Annotated in this window: 18 protein-coding genes; all 18 read right to left on the reverse strand. The window is 49.9% G+C overall.

The features are described from left to right. Positions 1 to 56 precede the first annotated feature (56 nt). Positions 57 to 1,181, reverse strand: a complete 1,125-nt coding sequence (gene trmD, locus DXD92_RS00630; RefSeq protein ID WP_117760368.1) for a tRNA (guanosine(37)-N1)-methyltransferase TrmD — start codon at positions 1,179 to 1,181, stop codon at positions 57 to 59. A gap of 18 nt (positions 1,182 to 1,199) precedes the next feature. Then, positions 1,200 to 1,706, reverse strand: coding sequence for a ribosome maturation factor RimM (gene rimM / locus DXD92_RS00635; RefSeq protein ID WP_022461508.1), 507 nt, complete (start codon positions 1,704 to 1,706; stop codon positions 1,200 to 1,202). Between the two features lie 176 nt (positions 1,707 to 1,882). Continuing rightward, a complete protein-coding gene (locus DXD92_RS00640; protein ID WP_022461507.1) occupies positions 1,883 to 2,113 on the reverse strand; it encodes a KH domain-containing protein in 231 nt (76 codons plus the stop codon). Positions 2,114 to 2,134: 21 nt separating this feature from the next. Continuing rightward, positions 2,135 to 2,380: a 30S ribosomal protein S16 gene (rpsP, locus tag DXD92_RS00645; RefSeq protein WP_022461506.1), complete on the reverse strand. Its 246-nt coding sequence runs from the start codon at positions 2,378 to 2,380 to the stop codon at positions 2,135 to 2,137. A gap of 54 nt (positions 2,381 to 2,434) precedes the next feature. Further along, positions 2,435 to 3,784, reverse strand: coding sequence for a signal recognition particle protein (gene ffh, locus DXD92_RS00650; RefSeq protein WP_118639899.1), 1,350 nt, complete (start codon positions 3,782 to 3,784; stop codon positions 2,435 to 2,437). Positions 3,785 to 3,786: 2 nt separating this feature from the next. Then, complete coding sequence (gene ylxM / locus DXD92_RS00655) at positions 3,787 to 4,131, reverse strand: YlxM family DNA-binding protein (protein ID WP_330377042.1); 345 nt, start codon at positions 4,129 to 4,131, stop codon at positions 3,787 to 3,789. A gap of 160 nt (positions 4,132 to 4,291) precedes the next feature. Continuing rightward, the gene (locus DXD92_RS00660; RefSeq protein ID WP_117804040.1) at positions 4,292 to 5,545 is read right to left on the reverse strand and encodes a peptidoglycan-binding protein; all 1,254 of its coding nucleotides are present in this window, start codon (positions 5,543 to 5,545) and stop codon (positions 4,292 to 4,294) included. Between the two features lie 73 nt (positions 5,546 to 5,618). Beyond that, positions 5,619 to 6,911, reverse strand: a complete 1,293-nt coding sequence (gene rseP, locus DXD92_RS00665) for an RIP metalloprotease RseP (protein WP_022461502.1) — start codon at positions 6,909 to 6,911, stop codon at positions 5,619 to 5,621. Positions 6,912 to 6,917: 6 nt separating this feature from the next. Beyond that, the gene (locus DXD92_RS00670; RefSeq protein ID WP_117760369.1) at positions 6,918 to 8,072 is read right to left on the reverse strand and encodes a 1-deoxy-D-xylulose-5-phosphate reductoisomerase; all 1,155 of its coding nucleotides are present in this window, start codon (positions 8,070 to 8,072) and stop codon (positions 6,918 to 6,920) included. 50 nt (positions 8,073 to 8,122) lie between these two features. Next, positions 8,123 to 8,914: a phosphatidate cytidylyltransferase gene (locus tag DXD92_RS00675; protein WP_022461500.1), complete on the reverse strand. Its 792-nt coding sequence runs from the start codon at positions 8,912 to 8,914 to the stop codon at positions 8,123 to 8,125. Positions 8,915 to 8,919: 5 nt separating this feature from the next. Then, positions 8,920 to 9,657 carry a polyprenyl diphosphate synthase gene (gene uppS, locus DXD92_RS00680; protein ID WP_118639900.1) on the reverse strand — a complete coding sequence of 246 codons (738 nt, stop codon included), beginning with the start codon at positions 9,655 to 9,657 and terminating at the stop codon, positions 8,920 to 8,922. A 67-nt stretch (positions 9,658 to 9,724) separates the two neighbouring features. After that, the gene (gene frr, locus DXD92_RS00685; protein WP_373141022.1) at positions 9,725 to 10,243 is read right to left on the reverse strand and encodes a ribosome recycling factor; all 519 of its coding nucleotides are present in this window, start codon (positions 10,241 to 10,243) and stop codon (positions 9,725 to 9,727) included. A 210-nt stretch (positions 10,244 to 10,453) separates the two neighbouring features. After that, entirely contained in the window at positions 10,454 to 11,152 is a 699-nt protein-coding gene (gene pyrH, locus DXD92_RS00690; RefSeq protein WP_022461497.1) for a UMP kinase, read from the reverse strand. A 58-nt stretch (positions 11,153 to 11,210) separates the two neighbouring features. After that, positions 11,211 to 11,528, reverse strand: a complete 318-nt coding sequence (locus DXD92_RS19595; protein ID WP_118639901.1) for a helix-turn-helix domain-containing protein — start codon at positions 11,526 to 11,528, stop codon at positions 11,211 to 11,213. A 9-nt stretch (positions 11,529 to 11,537) separates the two neighbouring features. Then, entirely contained in the window at positions 11,538 to 12,857 is a 1,320-nt protein-coding gene (locus DXD92_RS00700; RefSeq protein ID WP_117800910.1) for an aspartate kinase, read from the reverse strand. 134 nt (positions 12,858 to 12,991) lie between these two features. Then, complete coding sequence (locus tag DXD92_RS00705) at positions 12,992 to 14,311, reverse strand: glycoside hydrolase family 32 protein (RefSeq protein ID WP_117801219.1); 1,320 nt, start codon at positions 14,309 to 14,311, stop codon at positions 12,992 to 12,994. A gap of 117 nt (positions 14,312 to 14,428) precedes the next feature. Next, the gene (locus tag DXD92_RS00710; protein WP_022461494.1) at positions 14,429 to 15,289 is read right to left on the reverse strand and encodes a carbohydrate ABC transporter permease; all 861 of its coding nucleotides are present in this window, start codon (positions 15,287 to 15,289) and stop codon (positions 14,429 to 14,431) included. Continuing rightward, the gene (locus DXD92_RS00715; protein WP_022461493.1) at positions 15,289 to 16,161 is read right to left on the reverse strand and encodes a carbohydrate ABC transporter permease; all 873 of its coding nucleotides are present in this window, start codon (positions 16,159 to 16,161) and stop codon (positions 15,289 to 15,291) included. Before DXD92_RS00715 ends, DXD92_RS00710 begins: the two co-directional genes overlap by 1 nt. Between the last annotated feature and the right edge of the window lie 2 nt (positions 16,162 to 16,163).

Consider the following 16,163-nt stretch of genomic DNA (forward strand, 5'->3'; position numbering starts at 1 on the left):
TTAATGCCTTTTTGCAACAGCGGACCATCTCTTTACTCACAACAAAATATATTATACTATAATGCATCCGCAGATGCAAGTATTTTTTTCACTTTCCATTCGCCGCTGTACAGCAGACTGCGAAGCGCGAAAGAAAACCGCTGCAGGCCGTCCGCGGACGGTATGCCGGTAAGCCGTGCGACCAGACGGAAACCGTTTTTTTCCAGCTGCTCTTCGAGTTTTTCTTCCTCTTCCGAGAATCCGTCCGGGCACAAAAACACCAGCGGTGTTTCTTTTCCGGCAAAGCTGCGGATATACTCGCTCTTTGCTTTCATACCCTCCTCAAGCGTTCCCGGAAGCTGCAGAATCAGCAAATCATGGTCATCAAACAGATTTTTCTGTTTCCGGATCTTCTTTCGTCCGAGATCAAGGCTTACACCATAGCGTGTCATGCCTGCCAAAAGATCGTGCGCCCAGGCAGACGATTCCTCTTTTTCATTGCATGCGCAGGAAATCTGGAATGCATTTTCCAGAAGGTCCGGCCGCCGCTCGGCTGTCCGCACCAGGGATGCCTCATGACGCCATGCTTCGATCTTTTTGTGGTCACCGGAAAGAAGCACCTCCGGAACTTTTTTCTCGTGCCATGTCTCCGGTCTTGTGTAATGCGGATACTCAAGCAGGTTGTCCTGCAGTGACTCAAACTGCGAAGATTCCTCGTTGCTTAAGACACCCGGCACAAACCGCGATACCGCATCCACCAGCACCATTGCACCGAGTTCTCCGCCTGTTAAAACATAATCCCCGATCGAGATATAGTCCGTTACCACTTCCTGCAGTACGCGGTCATCGATGCCCTCATAGTGGCCGCAGAGCAGCACAAGATCGTCCTCAAGCGCCAGCTCTTCCACCATCGTCTGGTTCAGTACTTTTCCCTGCGGTGTCAGATAGACCGTGCGCGGCTTTTTCCCGATCTTTTCGGCTACCGACTGGTAGGCGCGGAACACCGGCTCCGCCTCCATGACCATGCCCGCACCGCCGCCGTACGGGTAATCGTCCACGCGGTTGAATTTATTTGCTGAAAAATCCCGGATATTCGTCGTCTCGAGGGAAATATAGCCGTTGTTGATGGCTCTTCCGAGGATGCTGGTGTGCAGCCCCTGCTCGATCATCTCGGGAAACAGCGTCAGAATATGATATTTCATCGTTCTTTACTCTCTTTATCAGTCAATCAGGCCCGGAAGAAGGTGAATCGTCATCTTCTGCTCATCCAGGTCCACATCCAGAATGCAGTCATGGATCGCCGGAATCAGAACCTCTCCGTGCTCTTTCGAATCTACAATATAGACGTCGTTCGCACCGGTCTCCATCACATCGCGGAGCGTGCCGAACAGTTCGCCGTCCTCGGTGTACATCTGCATTCCCTGCAGGTCTGCGATATAGTATTCGTCCTCTTCCAGCGGAATGGCATCCTCTCTCGTCACATAGAGGCTGCAGCCTTTATACCGTTCGATATCGTTGATGTTGTCAATTCCTTTGAATTTTACAATGGCAAGCTGTTTGAAAAAACGCACGCCAGTTACATGGAGTTCTTTTTTTTCTTTTCCTGTATCGAGAAAAACGCGGTCCAGAGAAAGAAAACGCTCCGGATCTGTCGTCGGGTATACCTTTACCTCACCGCGTACGCCGTGGGTTGTGGTAATTACGCCAATCTGCAAATATTCTTCCATTCAAAAACCCTTTCCAACCAGTTCTACTGTGTATTGCGACTTGAGAAACACGCTTTGCGAGTTTCTCAAGTTATCGCGGCAGTCGCCAAGGTCCCGTGCAAGCACGGACTTTGTCTCGTTGCCCGCGTAAAGAAAGGAACCGGCAACAACTGTCGGTTCCTTTTCCTATCTTTTACTTACTGTAAAATTTCTACGACAACTTTTCTGTCGCTCTTTGAGGAAGCTGCTTTTACAACCGTACGGATTGCTTTCGCAATGCGTCCCTGACGTCCGATGACTTTTCCCATATCTGACGGATCTACTTTGAGTTCCAGCAGAAGGTCATCACCGCTGACGGTTTCTGTCACAACTACCTCAGATGGATGATCAACCAGAGATTTTGCAATTACTTCGATAAGTTCTTTCATTACAAGATACCCCCGTATGAATTATTTCTCGATACCAGCCTGTTTTAAGAGTTTGGCAACGATTTCGGTCGGCTGTGCGCCGTTAGCCAGCCATTTTTTAGCAGCCTCCTCGTTGAAGCTGATTGCGCTCGGCTCGCGGTTCGGATCGTAAGTTCCGATCTCCTCGATGAAACGTCCGTCTCTTGGGGATCTGGAATCTGCTACAACGATTCTATAAAAAGGAGCTTTCTTCTGTCCCATTCTTCTTAATCTCATTTTTACTGCCATTTTTCTTTACCTCCATTGTAAATTCATGTATTTATTTATATTTTTTCTTTTATGCTAAAAGGGAAGTTTGAATCCTCCTCTTTTACCACCCTTACCGACCATTCCGGTCATCTGTTTCATCATTTTTCTTGACTGTTCAAACTGTTTGATGAAACGGTTTACCTCCGCGATGTCAACACCGGCGCCTTTTGCAATTCTCTGCTTTCTCGACGGATTGATGAGATCCGGGTTTTCTCTTTCCTTTGGCGTCATAGAAAGTACAATAGCTTCCTTTCTTGCCATGTCTTTTTCATCCACCATGCTCTCAAGATCCTGACCCTTCATTTTCGCGCCGACGCCCGGAAGCATATTCAGGATGCTGGAGATGCCGCCCATATTGCGCATCTGCTCCATGGAATCCAGATAATCGTTGAAGTCGAACTGCGCCTTCTTCATCTTCTGTTCCATGGCTTTTGCTTTTTCTTCGTCGATGTTTGCCTGCGCTTTTTCAATCAGGCTCATCACATCGCCCATGCCGAGGATACGGGACGCCATACGGTCCGGATAAAACTGCTCCAGATCCGAAAGCTTTTCGCCCATGCCGACATAGAGAATTGGTTTGCCGGAAACTGCACGGATTGAAAGTGCCGCACCGCCTCTGGTGTCACCATCTAATTTTGTAAGTACTACACCGTCGATGCCGACTTTATTGCTGAACATCTCGGCCACATTGACTGCGTCCTGTCCGGTCATAGCGTCTACTACCAAAAGGGTCTGATCCACAGGAACAGCCGCTTTGATATCCTGTAACTCCTGCATCATCTCTTCATTGATGTGCAGACGGCCTGCGGTATCCAGAATCAATACGTTAAAGCCGTTTGTCTTTGCATGCACCAGCGCTGCCTTTGCGATATCCACCGGACGGTTTTTATCTCCCATAGCGAACACTTCCACGCCCTGCTTTTCTCCGTTGACCTGCAGCTGTTTGATCGCTGCCGGGCGGTATACGTCGCAGGCTGCAAGGAGAGGTTTTCTTCCCTTGGCTTTTAACTTTCCTGCAATCTTTGCGGTTGTGGTTGTTTTACCGGCTCCCTGAAGACCTGCCATCATAATAATGGTAACTTCGCTCGCCGGGCGCAGTGCGATTTCCGTTGTCTCGGAACCCATCAGCTTAACCAGCTCGTCATTTACGATTTTAATGACCATCTGACCCGGATTCAGTCCGTTCATGACGTCCTGTCCGACTGCCTGCTCCTGTACGGATTTGATAAACTGTTTTACTACTTTGAAGCTGACATCCGCCTCGAGAAGTGCCATTTTTACTTCCTTCAGCGCAGTCTTTACATCCGCCTCGGTCAGGCGGCCCTTGCTTCTGAGATTTTTGAAAACATTCTGGAGTTTCTCGGTTAAACTTTCAAATGCCATGCTCAAAGCTCCTCTAATATATCCGATGCAATTGCTGCAATCCGCTGCATCACATCTTCTTTCGGGGTATCACCAGAAGGATCTGTCAGCTTTCGGATCTCGTTTACATTCTCCCGGATCTGCACAAAGCGTTGTACCAGATGAAGCTTTTCTTCATACTCTTCCAGTGTCTTGTTGCAGCGTCTGACCAGATCGTGGACTCCCTGGCGGGAAATGCCCCGCGCTGCCGCAACCTCGCTCAGGGAAAAATCGTTGAGCACCACGTCCTCATATACCTGACGCTGATGTTCAGTCAGAAGTTCGCCGTAAAAATCATACAGTAATGTCTGTTCCAATATTTTTTCCATTGCGATCACCTTGGTTATCATACACGAAATGATGCTGGGTGTCAAGTATTTTTTCTTGACAGTTTTAAAATTTTTCTGATCCGTTTCAAAAGCCGCAGAAAAGGCGCATTTTCCGCGTTTTTTCGCAGAAAACACGCCCCTTATAAAGACTTTTGTATACCTACTGCAGCTCCGCAATCCTCGTCACAGCCACATAAATCGACTGAATTTTGTACCACGTCGGATAATCCACAATGCCGGAAACCGGCAGGCCGAACAGCCGCTGGAACGCTTCGACGGCGTCCTGCGTCTCTTCATCGAAATAGCCATTTTCATAGACCGTCGGAATCGATGAATACACCTCCGCAATCACGTTCAGCTGCTCCTGTATCTGCAGTACCTTGTTCCCGGACGAGCCGATGGTGAGGTCATACCCCGGCCAGGAGGACGGGATGCCGGAAATCTCCTCCGCCGTGTTGATATACATATTGTCTCCATAATAATTGCGGAGAATCTGAATCGTTGAATACCCTTGGTCCGCCAGGTTTTTGGACCCCCACTGGCTCATCCAGTTCGGGCAGCTCACACGGTTTCCGTCACAGTACTGCGTCAGAATCGGCTGTTTCACATTCGGGCGCGACAGGTAATCAGCAAAAATCTCATCGACCACAAGGGAAATGCTGTCGAAAATATTCCTGCCGTAAATCCATTTGTGATCGTAGGCCGTCGACGAAGTGATCGTAAAATCGTATCCCTTGTTGCGGTACCATTCTGTATAGACACGGTTCAGCGTAAATGACATGATTGCGAGGATATTCGCCCGGATCGCCGCATCCGGCCATGTTGCATAGATTTCCGAGCACGCCACGTTTTTGATGTAGTCGCGGTACCGCACATAATAGTCGCGTGCCGTGCTGTCGGTCGGCGCTCCGTCGTGGACGATGATATACTCCGGGATCACGACACGGGACAGCACAATCTCACCGCTCTCCCTCGTCGGCTTGATCTCACTTTCCGGAATTTTCGCCGGATATTCGCCGAACAACGTATGGTCCGGGATCGTCACATCCGCAAACGCTGCGCCCTCTGCCAGTTTGAGGTCCACCTGCTGGACGGACTGTTCTCCTGAAAGAAGCTCGGAGCCCGTCACTTCAACCGGTTCATACCCTTCCGCCTCCACTTTCACCGTATATTCGGAATACGGCTGATTCACATTCGGTTCCAGACTGTACTCGAGCGGCGGCGTCGCCAGATCCAGCGTCTCCGTTCTGCCGTCCCCGTCGGTAATCAGCTCCTCGATCACATTCTGCGGATCTCCCGTATACGAAACCGTCACCCGCGCCCCGGAAACAGGCCGCGCCTGGATTCTTGTATTTACCCGGATTTCCAGCCGCCCGCGGTCAGTCATTTCCTGCTGCATACGCAAATTTTTCATAAAAAAGCCCCATATCCTGCACTCCTTTTATGGTATGCAGAATATGAGGCTTTGTTGCTTTTCATTTTTCGATTTACAGGATCCGCTGGACGTCGTGGATCATGACGTAGACCATCAACGCCATCAGAAGCACCAGGCCCGCGAAGTGAACCATACCCTCCAGGTCTCGCCGGATTGGTTTTCTGCGGATGGCTTCTATGATCAGAAAAACAAGCCGTCCGCCGTCGAGTGCCGGGAGCGGCAGCAGGTTCATGACGCCAAGGTTCGATGACAGCAGAATCACCATGTTCAGCATCGTCATCACCGTAACCAAAACGCCCTGCGATTTTACATCATCATAGGCGGTTCCGATCGCATCCACCACGCCGACCGGGCCGGAAAGATCGTTCACAGAATACTGTCCGGTGATCAGCATACTGACGCTGTCAATGACGGTGCGCACCCAGTATTTGATCTCCAGCACGCTGTATTTCAGCACGCCGATCGGGGACTGTTTCTCCCGGAGCTGATACGAAAACTGTACATTCGCATACGTATTTTCAACCGGTGTCACCGTAATCTCTTTCGTCTTTCCGCTGTGCTCATACTCCAGCGTCACAGCGCTTCCATCGAAAGGATGCTCTGTCTGGTAAGCAGTAAAATCTGCCACACAGGTGATCGGCGCTCCGTTGATCGATACGAGCAGGTCGCCCGCGACAACACCCGCAGCGGCAAGCGGCATATTCTGCTGCACATACGTGAATTCCATGCCGCGGTCACAGTCATCGTAGTTAAAGCCCATCATATACCGCGTTGTCACCGTCGGTTCATATGTGATCGTTTTCTTTTCCCCGTCGGCCTTTTTAACCTCCAGCGTAATCTCATCCGTCGGCACACCCCGTACCGTCATCACAGAGTTCAGCTCTTTTCCGATGGAAATATGTCTTCCTTCATAGGAAGTGATGATATCTCCCGCTTCCAGGCCTGCCTCTGCCTCCGGCGAACCGTCTGCCACTTCTGTGACGCGCGCCGGGGAACTTCCCGCGTAACTGATCACAAAGATTGCGCAGAAAAATGCCAGAATCATGTTGAACACCGGTCCCGCCGCAACGACGGAAATTCTTGCCCACACGGATTTGCTGTTAAAGGTTCCTTCCCCCTCCTCTTCACCGTCCTCGCCGAGCATCTGGCACGCACCGCCGAAAGGCAGAAGTTTTAAGGAATAGACCGTTCCTCCTTTTTCTGTCTTTACCACCGTCGGGCCAAAGCCGATCGAAAATTCCGTCACGGTAATACCATTCGCTTTCGCCAAAAGAAAATGCCCCAGCTCATGGATAATGACGGTGATTCCGAAAATGAGTACGGCTATCAGGATTTTTACAATCATGCTGTCTTATTCTCCCATCTTATATCTGTTCGCAATCCATTCATACGTCTCCTGCTCCGCCGCGAGAATCTGCTCCAGCGTCGGATCGGCAATCGTTTTGTGTGCTTCCATTGCACCGGCGATCACGTCGTAAATCTCGAGGAAACGGATCTTCTTCGCGAGGAACAGTGCAACGGCGCGTTCATTTGCCGCATTGAAGACCGTCGGCATGGAGCCGCCCGTCCGGGACGCCTGCATTGCCATCGGAAGGCCGAGGAAGGTATCCATATTCGGTTCTTCAAACGTGATCTGTGTCAGCGCCGCAAAGTCGAGGCGGTCGCCTGCAAGGAAGCGGCGCTCCGGGTAATACAGTGCGTACTGGATCGGCAGTTTCATATCCGGTGTGCCAAGCTGTGCCATGACAGCGCCGTCTTTAAATTCTACCATGGAATGGATAATGCTCTTTGGCTGTACCACAACCTGGATGTGGTCGAGATCAACACCGAACAGCCATTTTGCTTCCATGACTTCCAGTCCTTTGTTAACGAGTGTCGCGGAATCAATCGTGATCTTGTGCCCCATCGACCAGTTCGGATGACGGAGCGCCTGCTCTACCGTTACGTTTTCGAGCTCCGCTCTTGTTTTTCCGCGGAACGGACCGCCGGATGCAGTAATCAGAAGTTTTTCAATTTCTTTTCTGTTTTCCCCGTGCAGGCACTGGAAAATCGCCGAGTGCTCACTGTCCACCGGAAGGATCTGCACACCGCATTCCTCTGCCAGCGGCATAATAATGTGTCCCGCCGTTACCAGTGTCTCTTTGTTTGCCAGTGCAATGTCTTTTCCTGCCTTCATCGCCGCAACCGTCGGGCGAATGCCGATCATGCCGACGATCGCTGTCACAAGGATTTCGCTCTCCGGCATCGTGGCAAGCTCGATCATGCCGTCCATGCCGCTGCCGATTTTTACAGGAAGATCCTTCACTCTGTCACGGAGTTCTGCCGCTTTCGCCTCATCGCCGACTGCCGCAAACTTCGGATGAAATTCCCGGATCTGCTGCTCGAGCAGTGTAATATTACTTCCGGCGCTGATGCCGACCACCTCAAGATCGCCGTTGGCACGCACGACATCGAGGGTCTGGGTTCCGATCGAACCGGTTGAACCAAGAATTGCTATTTTCTTCATATTCCAGTTTCTCCCATCTGCTTCCCGTTTATGCTGTAGGGGAAGCTTTTTTAATGAATCAGAAGCACCGACAGGAAATAGATGATCGGTGCGGTAAAGATCACGCTGTCGAAGCGGTCAAGAATACCGCCGTGGCCCGGAATCAGCTTTCCGTAATCCTTGATGCCCTGATTTCGTTTGATTGCGGATGCCGCAAGGTCTCCGACCATGGAGATCAGCGCGCCGACACCGCAGATGATGGCGTATTCCACCATGCCGCCCTTTGTCGCAGCCGCATAGATGATGCCGAGCAGAATCGCTCCGACGACACCGCCGACAGCTCCTTCTACGGATTTTTTCGGGCTTAAAACCGGCGCCATTTTATGTTTTCCAAAGAGTACGCCGACACAGTATGCACACGTATCGCAGCCCCAGGAGCACAGGAAAATCAGCCATACATGGAATTTTCCGCCGTCCAGCATACGGGTCTGATATACATAGGAAAGCATTACGCCGACATAGACAATCGCAAAGAACGCCGGCATCACCTGATTGGCGTTGTATTTCGGATAAGTAAATACGTATACTGCCATCAGAAGCACGAGATCCAGGATCAGCGCGAGCATCTGGTACATCGGGTCATGAAGCAGCAGGGACAGATAGAAAATCACAACGCCCGCATAGCCCGTAATTTCCAACAGATTCCATTTATCTTCTCTTACCTTCATCACGCGGAACAGCTCTCCTGCACCGATCAGCGACAGGCACAGAACCGTCATATAGAGCACGGTTCCGCCGCTGCAGATCGTAAGCAGCGCCACAAGGACGAGCACGATGCCGCTTAACAGTCTTGTCTTAAACATCTTTTTTATTCCTCCTTCACGCCGCCGTAACGCCGGTCTCTGTTATTATATTGTTCGATGGCTTTTCTCAATTCCTCTTCGTGGAAATCCGGCCACGGAACCTCGGTAAAGTAAAATTCCGTGTAGGCAAGCTGCCACATCAGGTAGTTGGAAAGGCGCTGCTCGCCGCTTGTACGGATCAGAAGATCTGGATCCGGGATTCCGGCGGTGTCGAGGTAGCTCTCAAAACACTGCTCCGTCAGTTTTCCGTTCTCATCAAACGCATTCTCTGCGAGAGTTCCGTCTTTCACATCCTCGATCATGCGGGTCATGCCGCGCAGAATCTCATCGCGGGAACCGTAGTTCATTGCGATCTGGAAGTACATGTGATCGTAATCTTTGGAGCACTCCTCCAGTTCATGAATGCTGTCCTGAATATCCTGCGGGAATGCGCTCGGATCTCCGATGATTTTGACGCGCATCTGATTTTTATGTGCTTTTTTGATGCATCGTTTCAGATACTGGCGGAACAGCTTTAAGAGGCCCTCCACCTCGGCGCGGGAGCGTTTCCAGTTCTCGGTTGAGAACGCATAGACGGTCAGATATTTGACACCCATGTCTTTGATCACGTCACACATTTTTTCCAGATTGTCGCATCCGACGATATGGCCGTAGCCGCGCGGCATATTGCGTTTTTTCGCCCATCTGCCGTTTCCGTCCAGGATGATGGCGATGTGATTCGGCACTTTTAATTCATTATCCATACTTTTTTCCTCCGTAAACGATAACAGGCTGCCTGCAAATGACAGGCAGCCCCTCGTTTTCTTTGTATTACACGGTCATAATTTCTTTGGATTTTACGTCCACCATCTGATCTACTTCTTTGATGTATTTGTCTGTTAATTTCTGGGTCTGCTCCTCGAGCTCTTTGATTTCGTCCTCGGAAACGTCCTCTTTGGCAAGTTTCTTGAACGCATCATTGGCATCGCGGCGGATGTTGCGGATGGCTACCTTTGCGCCCTCTGCTTTTTTCTTTACCTCTTTTACCAGCTCTTTACGACGGTCCTCGGTAAGCTCCGGGAATACCAGACGGATGACTCTTCCGTCATCGGACGGGTTGATGCCAAGGTCAGACATCATGATCGCTTTTTCGATCTCTTTTACCAGGGATGCTTCCCACGGCTGGATCTGGATCATACGTGCTTCCGGAACAGAGATGTTTGCCACCTGCTGCAGCGGAGTCGGTGTTCCATAGTAATCTACAGTAATGCGGTCCAGTACGTGCGGGTTTGCACGGCCTGCGCGGATGGTTCCGAATTCGGAATCGAGGCTTGCAATGGATTTGCCCATTTTTACCTCAAACGGTTTTACTCTCTCGTCGATCTGATTTGCCATATTAAATTTGTCCTCCTGCTATCTCTTATACGGTCACAGTTCTGCGAACTGTGACATTCGCAGCTCTCATTTAAAGTTTTGCTTCGCAAAAGGAGAGCTGCTCACACCTGAATCATTTTCTTACGCAGTAAAACAGCAAGTGTTTTACTGCTGAATTTTTATTAATTATACCGTCACTCTTGTGCCGTTGATTTTTCCGTTTGCAGCATTTACAATGCTGTTCTCTTCATTTAAACCAAATACCAGCATCGGCATTTTGTTTTCCTTGCAAAGGATGGATGCGGTCATATCTACCACTTTCAGATCCTTTTCAATGACTTCCTGAATGGAAATCTCGTCAAATTTCTTTGCATCCGGGTTTGTTTTCGGATCGCTGTCGTAGACACCGTCTACTGCTTTTGCAAGCAGAATCTCGTCTGCCTCGATCTCGATCGCGCGAAGTACGGTTGCCGTATCGGTTGAGAAATATGGATGGCCTGTACCGCCGGCAAAGAATACAACCATGTTGTGCTGGAAATATTTGTTTGCACGGTCTTTGGAAAATCCTTTTGTGAACTCTCCGCATGGGAATGGAGTCAGAACTGCGGTCATCATTCCCTGGGAACGGAAGATTTCTGATACATAGATACAGTTCATAACGGTTGCCAGCATACCGATCTGGTCTGCTTTGGTACGGTCGATATTTTCGGAACTGCGTCCTCTCCAGAAGTTTCCTCCTCCGATTACGATGCCGACTTCAATCCCCTGGTCTACCAGAGTTTTTACCTGTTTTGCCACTTTTGTGACGGTCGGCTCGTCAAAACCGGTGTGTTTCTCTCCTGCAAGAGCTTCTCCGCTCAATTTCAGTAATACTCGTCGTTTCATCTTGCATCCTCGTTCCTTTATGATATTTTTTCACAAATGTCTTGCATTTATGAAATGATTATACCATCTGTTCCCAAAAACGACAAGGGCAAAATTCGTTTGTGTTCCGCAGATCGTCTGCCGCTGCGAGAATCCGTCTCCACTGCAGATATTCCATCGGCGTCCGGTGCAGATACGCTTTGAAAATCCGCTGACATTCCCGTGGAGAGAGGTGAACGCTTGCGGCGGCTTCTGCGAACCGACGACCTGGATCATCTGCTGTGTGGTAATCTGTATTTTTACATTCACCATTCGAAAAGAATCCCGCGATACGGCGGCATAAAAACCATAAAAAAATCTCTGTCGGAAGTTCAGACTCCTGACAGAGATTTTTTATAGATTCATTTTAGATCTGCGCTACGACAAAGATATCATAAATTGCTTTGATTGCTGTTTCAAAGTCGCGGTTTTCAACGCCAATGATGATGTTGAGCTCGCTGGAACCCTGATCGATCATCTTGACATTAACGTGTGCATGCGCCAGTGCGGAGAAAATCCTTCCGGCTGTGCCTCTCGTTCTTCTCATGCCGCGTCCTACAACAGCAATCAGCGCCAGATCGGATTCAAGATCAATAGAATCCGGCTGTACGGCACGATGCAGTCCTGCGATAACCTGCTGTTCTTTTGCTGCAAACTCACTCTGATGAACAAATACCGTCATGGTATCGATGCCGGACGGCATATGTTCGAAGGAAAGATTGTTGTCCTCAAAAACACCGAGCACTTTTCTGCCAAAGCCGATCTCGGTATTCATCATGCTCTTCTCAACCGTGATGGATGCAAAGCCTTTCTTTCCGGCGATACCGGTGATGGTGAATTTCGGTTTGCTGCAGGTGTTCTCCACAATCATGGTTCCCGGATCCTGCGGTGCGTTGGTGTTCAGCACGTGGATCGGGATTCCCTCCTGACGGAGTGGGAAGATGGAGTCCTCATGAAGGACGGTAGCTCCCATGTAGGAAAGCTCACGCAGCTCACGGTAGGTAATGGTGGAAATGACTTCCGGATCCTTGACGATACGCGGATCGGTTACCAGGAAACCGGAAACATCGGTCCAGTTCTCGTAGATGTCAGCGTGTACGGCCTTTGCCACGATGGAACCAGTGATATCGGATCCGCCGCGGGAGAAGGTTTTTACGCTTCCGTCCGGTTTTGCGCCGTAGAATCCAGGAACGACTGCGTTATCCAGATCTTTTAAACGCTCGGAGAGCACTTCGTCAGTCTTGTCTGCAAGGAAGTTTCCGTTCTCGTCGAAGCAGATCACTTCTGCAGAATCAATATACGTATATCCCAGATAATTTGCCATCACGATACCGTTCAGGTACTCTCCGCGGGATGCGGCGTAGTCCTCTCCGGCTGCTGCGGCAAAGTTTTCTGCGATTTTTTCAAATTCCGGGGAAAGATCCAGGCTGAGGTTCAGACCGTCGATGATCTCCTGATATCTCGCTTTGATGTTCTGCAGTTTCTTCTTGAAATCTCTTCCAGCAACTGCAGTGCGATAGCAGTCATACAGCATATCGGTTACTTTCGTATCAGCAGAATTTCGTTTTCCAGGAGCGGAAGGTACCACGTATCTTCTTCCCTCATCTGCGCGGATGATGTCTCCGACCTTCTTAAACTGCTCTGCGCTCGCGAGGGAGCTGCCGCCGAATTTTACTACTTTCTTCATAATAATCTCTCCTTGCGTTCTTTTCGGATATCTTTCGAAATCTCGTTTTTCAGCCCGTCACTTTAACGTTAGAAAGCTGTTACGTACTAGATTAGAACAAAATCCCGTATGCGTCAAGAACTTTTTGGGCTGATTCATTCATTCCACAGATAAATTTCCGGTTTTTTCTCCATTTTATAGGAGAATGTCTCTCCAAGCCCGTAAACCGCCTGGCTTAATACGTACTCGCCGTTGTTTGCATAAATTTCGATCATATTCGGATCCACGAAAATCTCAAGAAGATCGCCCTCTTTTAACTGCGGCGTCTCGGCATGAAGCCATCCTTTTGCACCGGATGGATAGACATCCGTGCGGTCTGCGCAGACTTTTCCGCTCTGCCGCCAGATCTTATAGCCGCCGATTTCCAGGCTCTCACCCTCTTTTAATTCGGCGCGGATCATGGCACACTCTCCGCATGCCGAAACGAGGGAATCCGTCTTTTTGCAGAATCCGTCGCGGATCGCAGGCAGAACACGGAAGTAAATATGATCGTTCTGTACATCCACCACACGCGGCAGGCAGAACATGCCTTGCCATATACCATCTACCGGTTCCGGCATCCGAAGCCATGCGATGGAAATCCGGTTTCCGTCCGCATCCGTCATGGTCTGCGGTGCATAGAGGTCACCGCCGCAGTCCAGAAGCTGCCAGTTCTCCGGAAATTTCATTGTGCAGGTTTTTTCATCAAACTCAGGCAGCATACAGATCGCCCGATCCGCATAGCCGTCGGGGTCCTCGATCAGTTCCATCGGGGAGAATACAAAGACGCTGCGTCCGTTTACGTTAAAGAGATCCGGGCACTCCCACATCCAGCCGAGCTTCTGTTTCGTCGTCGCCTGTCCGGCCAGATGCCAGTGGGAAAGATCCTCACTCTTATAGAATAATGCCTCGCCCTTGTGATCCTTCGTCGTGCTTCCAAGCACCATATACCATGCGTCGCTTCCCTTCCAGACTTTCGGGTCACGCGTGTGCGTATTGTCGCCGATTTCCGGATCGGTGAGTGCCGGGATAACAACCTCCTTATCCCCGAAGACATCAAAATGCATACCGTCCTTCGAAGTAAGGTGAAGCTGCGCCGAGGTAAAATCCTGATCAAGGCACTGATGAATATCCTTCGGATTTACCTGATTATAGTGAACACCCGTGTAAAAGAGATGCATCACGCCGTTCTCTTCTACTGCGCTTCCGGAAAAGCAGCCGTTCTGGTCCTCGGAAAGACTCGGGAACAGGGCAACGCCGACATGCTCCCAGTGAATCAGATCCGGACTCACCGCATGGCCCCAGTGCATGGTGCCCCAGCGCGGCGCGTACGGAAAATGCTGATAAAAAAGATGATACTGTCCCTTATAATAAATCATGCCGTTCGGGTCATTCACCCAGTTGCCCGGCGCTTTTACGTGTAATCTGTTTTTCATGTGTTTGATTTCCTTTCTGTCTCTTTCTTGTTGTCTCTGATAAGAAAAGCCGGAAAAAGAAAGCATTTTTAATTCCGCCCTCCTTTGCCCGGCTTGTTCTTGATTTCTATGATTTACTTATTTAACTGCTCCGGCTACGACACCGTTGATGATCTGTTTCTGCAGTGCCACGTACAGAATCAGGATCGGGATGACGCAGAGCAGAAGACCTGCCATGATGGTTCCGTAATCTGCGGAGTAAGTTCCGTAGAAGCTGTAGGTGGAAAGCGGCAGAGTCAGCAGCTTTTTGTCGGTCAGCACCAGGGACGGCAGCAGGAAGTCATTCCAGAATGCCATCGCATTCATGATTACCATGGTGGAAATGATCGGCTTTAACAGCGGGAACACGATGCGGAAGAAGGTCTGGGTGTGGGTACAGCCGTCGATGTAAGCGGCCTCCTCCAGCGCCAGCGGGATACTTCCGCGGATGAATCCGTGGAACATGAACACGGACATCGCCATGGAAAATCCGGTGTGCATGAAGATCAGGGTCAGTCTGTGGTTCAGAATGTTTAAGGTTCCGCCGTATACACTGACAAGCGGGATCATGATTGCCTGGAACGGAATGATCATGGATGCAACCATCAGTGCAAAGATGATATTGGAAAATACGTTGACATTACGCACGATGTAGTAAGCCAGCATGGCTGCGAGTACCGTAACCAGTACGGTTGCTGTTACGGTTACAACCAGAGAGTTCTTGAAGGCATTCAGGAAGTTCATCTGATTGAATGCTTTTACAAAGTTGTCAAACGAAAGACCTTTGATCGTAAACAGCCAGGAGAACGGGCTCTTGATGATATCACGTTTCTGTTTTAAGGAGTTGATGATAACCATGACAAACGGGAACATGAACGCACAGAAAACGATGATCATAAGGAGCATAGCCAGCGCGTCAGTTACTTTTTTCTTTGTTCCGCCAATTTTCTTCTGATTCATTATGCTTCAACCTCCCTCTTCTTGGTGGTGTATACCTGAATACCACTGATGCAGGCTACAATGATAAACAGGATAAAGGCTTCTGCCTGGCCGACACCGAACTGTCTCGATGTGAATGCTTTCTCATATACGTGCATGGCTGCCATCTCGGTGGTTCCGTACGGAGCACCGCCGGTTAAGGACAGGTTGACATCGTATACCATGAACGCACGGGACAGGGTCAGGAAGAGGCAGATAGTAACGGAGGACATCATCAGCGGAAGGATAATGTTTTTCATTTTTACCCAGCCGGATGCACCGTCGATGCTTGCCGCCTCGAGCACGTCCTCGGAAAGTCCCATAAAGCCGGCGACGTAGATCAGGATCATATAGCCTGCCAGCTGCCATACTGAAACGAGCACCAGCGCTGCAAATGCTTTGTTCGGGGTAGAAAGCCAGGAAATTTCAAACAGGCTCCATCCTGTGGTCTCACCGATGCTGACGAAAACACGGGAGAATACGAACTGCCAGATGTATCCAAGTACGATACCGCCGATCAGGTTCGGGGTGAAAAATCCGGCGCGGAAGAAGTTCTGACCTTTGATGCCGCGGGTCAGGATATAAGCCAGTAAAAAGGCGATCACATTGACGAGAACAACAACCGCAATGACATATTTAAAGGTTAACAGCAGGGATTTCCAGAACTGCGCGTCGCGCATAACGGCTGCGAAGTTGGAAAGTCCTACAAAGTTTTTCACGCTGGAAACACCGTTCCAGTCGGTTAAGGTCAGGTAAATACCGTAGATAAACGGTACCATGACGACTGCCAGGAAGCAGAACAGGCCCGGCAGCGCAAATACACAGAAATCTTTTCCCTTGTTGCTTGATTTCATTT

The sequence above is a fragment of the Blautia sp. TM10-2 genome, from assembly GCF_003480845.1.
Taxonomy (GTDB): domain Bacteria; phylum Bacillota; class Clostridia; order Lachnospirales; family Lachnospiraceae; genus Fusicatenibacter; species Fusicatenibacter saccharivorans.